General features: G+C 65.6%; 3 protein-coding genes. All 3 read right to left on the bottom strand.

The features are described 5' to 3' along the window. A partial coding sequence (locus DY926_RS11290; protein WP_148707766.1) for an ABC transporter ATP-binding protein occupies positions 1–793 on the bottom strand: 793 nt, incomplete at its 3' end. Beyond that, positions 783–1,757, bottom strand: coding sequence for an ABC transporter permease (locus DY926_RS11285; RefSeq protein WP_116703464.1), 975 nt, complete (start codon positions 1,755–1,757; stop codon positions 783–785). The genes DY926_RS11285 and DY926_RS11290, both read right to left, overlap by 11 nt. Next, entirely contained in the window at positions 1,754–2,758 is a 1,005-nt protein-coding gene (locus DY926_RS11280) for an ABC transporter permease (protein WP_116703465.1), read from the bottom strand. The genes DY926_RS11285 and DY926_RS11280 overlap by 4 nt, the downstream gene beginning before the upstream one ends. Between the last annotated feature and the right edge of the window lie 519 nt (positions 2,759–3,277).

The raw sequence follows: 3,277 nt of genomic DNA, 5'->3' as shown, positions 1-3,277 counted from the left end.
GGATGGAGTCCAGCAGGGCGGCGGTATAGGGGTGGGCGGGGGCCGTGAATATGGCTTCCGCCGTTCCCTGCTCGGCCACGCGGCCGGAATAAAGCACGAGCACGCTGTCGCAACTGCGGGCCACCACGCCCATGTCATGCGTGATCAGCAGCACGGAGGAGCCATGCCGGTCACGCAGCGTGTCGATCAGGTCAAGGATCTGCGCCTGCACCGTCACGTCCAGCGCGGTTGTCGGTTCATCGGCAATCAGCAGGGCCGGATTGCAGGACAGCGCCATGGCGATCATCGCGCGCTGGCGCAGCCCGCCGGAAAGCTGGTGCGGATAGCTCCGGGCCGCCCGCGCGGGGTCGGGCACGCCCATTTCCCCCAGCAGTTCGATGCTGCGTGCCCGCGCGGCGCGGCGGGAGAGGGGTTCATGGGCGCGGATCTGCTCATCTATCTGCCAGCCAATGGTATGGACCGGGGTGAAGGCCGTCATCGGGTCCTGGAAGATCATGGCCATCTCACGCCCGCGCAGGCGGCGGAACCGCCTTTGCGGCAGGCCCACCAGTTCCGTGCCACGGAAGCGGGCGGACCCGCTTACCTGCGCGCCGGGGCTGTCGATCAGGCCCATCAGCGCCATGGCCGTGATTGACTTGCCGGAGCCTGATTCCCCTACCAGCCCCAGTATTTCGCCTTCATGCAGGGTGAAGCTTACATTCTCCACAATCGGAATCATGCGCCCGTGGGCGGGCAGGCTTATGCACAGGTCCGTCACCGCCAGCAGCGCGGCAGGGGGGGGATTACCGGCCATCACGCACCCTCGGGTCCACCAGCACGTACAGCATGTCCACCACCGCGTTGGCGATCACGACAAAAACGGCGGAATACATGACCGTGGCCATGATGACCGGCAGGTCCAGCGTGGTCAGCGCGCGGTAGGTCAGCCGCCCCACGCCCGGCAGGCCGAACACCACCTCGGTCAGCAGAGCGCCACCGCCCACAAGCTGCGCGAAATCAAGGCCGAAAAGCGAGATGAACGTGATCATGGCGGTCCGCAGCCCGTGGCGGAGGAATATGCGCGCGGGCGATAGCCCCTTGGCCCGCGCGGTGCGCATGAAGTCTTCTCCCTCCAGCGCGACCAGATCGGCGCGCAGCACCCGGCTGTAAAGCCCGATGAACATGACCGCCAGTACGATCCACGGCAGCACAAGCGACCTGAACCATCCCATGGGGTCCTGCGTAAAGGGCACGTAACCCAGCCCCGGCACCCATGAAAACAGCCATGTGTCATGGTACCGGCTCTGCGTGACAAGGTTGGTGACCTGCCCCAGCCAAAACACGGGTATGGAAATGCCCACCAGCCCCAATGTCATGAGTACACGGTCCACCCACGTATTTTTCATGGCGGCGGCCAGCGTACCCATGGCGATGGAAACCGTAACCCATATGAAGGCCGCTCCGCATACAAGGCTGGCGGTGACCGGTGCGGCCTGAAGGATTTCAGGTACCACCTTCTCGCCCCGGTCGGCATAGGATGTCAGGTCGCGGGTGATGAACAGCTTCTTCATCATGGTCACGTACTGGACCGGCAGGGGGCGGTCGAATCCGTATTCATGCCGCACCTTTTCCATGACCTGCGCCGAGGCATTGCGTCCTGCAATGCGCGCTGTCGGGTCCGCGCCCGGTGTTGCGAAGAACACAAGGAACACCAGCGCCGAGACGCCAAACAGCACAAGGGCCGTCTGCCCCGCGCGGCGTAGCAGCGCCATGGTCATGACGTGCGCCGCGCCGCGTCGCGCACATCCAGCGCATCACGCAGCCCGTCCCCCAGAATGTTGAGCGCAAGCACCACCAGCACGATCGCCACCCCCGGCGCTATCGCAACCATGGGGCGGGTATAGATCAGCCCTTCGCCATCCTGAATGATGGTGCCCCACGACGCGGCAGGCGCCTGCACACCCAGCGAGAGGAAGGAAAGCGCGCTTTCCGCCAGCAGCGCCAGCGCCATGAGCAGCGGCCCCAGCACGACCAGCGTCGTGGTCAGGTTGGGCAGGATGTCACGCAGCATGATGCGCCAGCCCGGTATGCCCAGACAGCGCGCGGCCAGCACGAATTCCGCCTGCCGCAGGGCAAGCACCCGCCCGCGTATGGGGCGTGCGGCATAGGGCACGTAAACCAGCGCCAGGATCATGATGGGCACGAGAAGACTGTCGGCCCGCACCACGAACGGCCCCAGCACCAGCTTCTGGCTGACCATGACGATGGAAAGCGAAATGGCGAAAAGATAGACCGGCACCGCCCACATGATGTCCAGCACCCGACAGATGATGCTGTCCACGATCCCGCCGCAGAAACCGGCGGTAACGCCCGCAACGGCGGCCAGGAACAGGCAGATGCACGCCGCCGAGGCCGAAATCAGCAGCGAGTTGCGCCCGCCGTACAGCAGCCGGGCCGCAAGGTCGCGCCCCTGGCTGTCCGCCCCCAGCAGGTAGGCCGCGTGCCATGTCGGCCCTATGGGGCTGAGACCGAGATGGAGCGGGTTGTCGTTGGGCTGCATGATGTCCATCACCTGCCCGTCAAACGAAATGGTTCCCGCCACGTTGGAGGTAAACGGGTCCGTATGCGCCACCATATGGGCGTAAAGCGGGGCGAGCATACATGCCAGCGTTATCAGTGCCAGCACGCCCAGCGCCGCCATGGCCGAACGGTTGCGCGCCAGTATGGACAGGGCCTGCCTCCATGGGCTGGTGGGTGCGGGACAGGAGGGAGAAGGCATGAAGAATGACACCCGAACGCTTCAAAACAGGTCATGGCTGGCAATGTGGCCTGCCCCGTCATGCGGGACAGGGCGGACTATACCAGCGTTTGGCAGGCGGCGAGAGGCGGGTGCACGATTTTTAATGCCCCATCCGGCCGGCACCCCGGTCCCGTGCCCCGACGTGCTGCATGTCAGCCCGGTGCCTGCCGTATGGAAGTGATACAAAAATGTGACAAACCGCCACCCTTTTGTCGTGGTGGAATGACAGCCTGCCTGCAGTGAATGAAATGGGACGATGAAACAGATGAAATCGGTAACAGCGGCTCTTGTTGTTCTGGCGCTGGCCGCCGCGCCGGGCACCGCCATGATCTCCACCGCCCATGCGCAGGGCCATGGGGGCGGACCTGGCGGCGGTGGGCCTGGTGGCGGACCGGGCGGTGGCGGTGGTGGCCCGCATGGTGGCGGCGGTGGCGGCTGGGGCGGTGGCCCGGGTCGCGGCGGACCGGACCGTGGTGGGCCGGGCCGTGGGGGCTGGGG

The organism is Komagataeibacter melaceti (assembly GCF_003403295.1).
GTDB lineage: Bacteria > Pseudomonadota > Alphaproteobacteria > Acetobacterales > Acetobacteraceae > Komagataeibacter > Komagataeibacter melaceti.
This window is presented reverse-complemented; position numbering and strand designations above follow the sequence as displayed.